At 70.3% G+C, this 1,958-nt stretch carries 1 protein-coding gene; it reads left to right on the top strand.

Annotated elements, in window-relative coordinates:
* On the top strand, positions 1–1,797 hold a 1,797-nt coding region (locus tag D7X55_RS38965; RefSeq protein ID WP_233610353.1), incomplete at its 5' end, for a tetratricopeptide repeat protein.
* Positions 1,798–1,958: the final 161 nt, after the last annotated feature.

Raw genomic sequence — 1,958 nt, 5'->3', positions numbered from 1 at the left:
CCCGTGGGCCGCATCAACGCCCCGTCCCAGCAGGCGGCCCGCACGGCGCGCACGTCGGACGACTCCGCTGCGCGCCCCACCCAGCGCCGCCCGCAGGTGGTGGTGGAAGAGGTGGAGGAGGACGACGACGAGCCGTCGTCGCGCCGCAAGAGCCCCGCCAAGAGCAACGGCAGCAAGATGCTGTCGCTCATCCTCCTCATCCTCATCCCGCTGTTCGCGGGTGGATACGGCTGGTACTCGGCGCAGGCCAAGAAGCGCGGCCGCGAGCTCAAGAAGAACCTGGACGTCGCCACCGAGCAGCTGAAGCACGACTCGTTCGCCAGCTACAAGAAGGCGTGCGAGGCGGCGGACCTGGCGCTGGAGGTGGATCCGGATTCCACCGCGGCCCACGGCTACCTCGCGTACGCGTACGCCATCCGCTGGGGCGAGCACGGCGGCGGCGACGACGCGCGCCGGCAGGCCGAGGAGCACCTGGCGGCGGCCCAGAAGGGCAAGGAGCTGTCCAGCCACCTCATCGCCGCGCAGGCGCTGATCAAGACCTACTCCGGTGACGGCAAGGGCGCGCTCTCCTCGCTGGAGACGCAGGTCAAGGAGCTCAACGACCAGAACAAGGCGTCCTCGCTCCTGTACCTCACGCTGGGCCTCATCCAGATGAACGCGGGCGACCTGGAGCGCGCGCGTGACAGCCTGGAGCGCGCGCAGGCGCTGGCGCCGGATGATCCGCGCGTCTACGCGGGCCTGGGCGCGGTGTACCGCCGGCTGGGCCAGGACAACACCGCCTGGAAGAACTACGACTTCGCCCTGCGCTACGAGAAGGACCACCCGGAGTCGCTGCTGGGCCGCTCGCTGCTGATGCTGGAGCAGGACGCGCCGAACTACGCGGTGGCCAGCCGGGACATCAAGAAGCTGCTGGAGGCGGAGCCCCCGCCCAGCCCCCGTCAGCTCGCCACCGCGCAGCTGGCGCGCTCGCTGCTCATCGCCCGCGTGGCGCTGGCCATGCCCACGCTCAAGCCGGACCAGCAGCAGCTGCTGACGGAGGCCACGGGCGTGCCGGCGGATCCCGCCAAGGCGAAGCAGGAGGTGGCGAAGGCGGAGGAGACCGGCTTCGCGCTCGATAAGCAGAACCCGGAGCTGAACCTCATCAAGGGCCGCCGCCTGCTGGCGGAGGGCAACTACGACGCGGCCGCGGAGGAGATCCGCAAGGCCATCCGCGTGGACGCCAGCCGCGCGCAGTTCCACGTCGAGCTGGCCAAGGCCCTCATGGGCAAGCCGGGCGGTGAGAAGGAGGCCTCCGAGGCCCTGGTCACCGCGCTCAAGACGATGGGCGACAGCCCCAAGCTGGTGGTGATGCTGGGCAACGCCTACCGCCGCCAGAACAAGCTGGAGGACGCGCTCGCGCAGTACCAGCGCGCGGTGAAGGACCCCAAGGCGAAGAACCCGGAGGCCCGGCTCGCCATGGGCGCCATCTACCGGGAGCGCTCGGAGTGGGACAAGTCCAAGGAGCAGCTGGAGAAGGCCAGCCAGGAGTTCTTCGGCCAGCCGGACCGCGTCGCCAACGCGCTCACGGAGCTGGGCCGCGTCTACCAGGGCAAGGGTGACACGGCGAAGGCGGACGAGACCTACCAGCGCGCGCTGCAGGCCGACGAGAACTACTCGCCGGTGTACTACTTCTACGCGTCGCTGCTCTCCAAGGACCCCAAGCAGTCGGGCAAGGTGAAGACGCTGGCGGCCGAGTACGTGCGCCGCGAGCCCAAGGGCGAGTACCTCGCCGACGCGCAGCGGCTCGCGGGGAACTGAAAAGCCCCGCTGTCCGCTGTCCCCCCATGCCGCGAGGCCCCCTCTCCGGGCTTCGCGGCGTTTCGTTTTCGACGGGGGGCGACAAGGCAGGCTGATGTGGCGGGGAGCCTCCGCCTTGCCACCCCTCCCGGGTGACGGTATGGGAGGGTCCACCCCACCAC

Source organism: Corallococcus sp. AB049A (genome assembly GCF_003668885.1).
GTDB lineage: Bacteria > Myxococcota > Myxococcia > Myxococcales > Myxococcaceae > Corallococcus > Corallococcus interemptor.
This window is presented reverse-complemented; position numbering and strand designations above follow the sequence as displayed.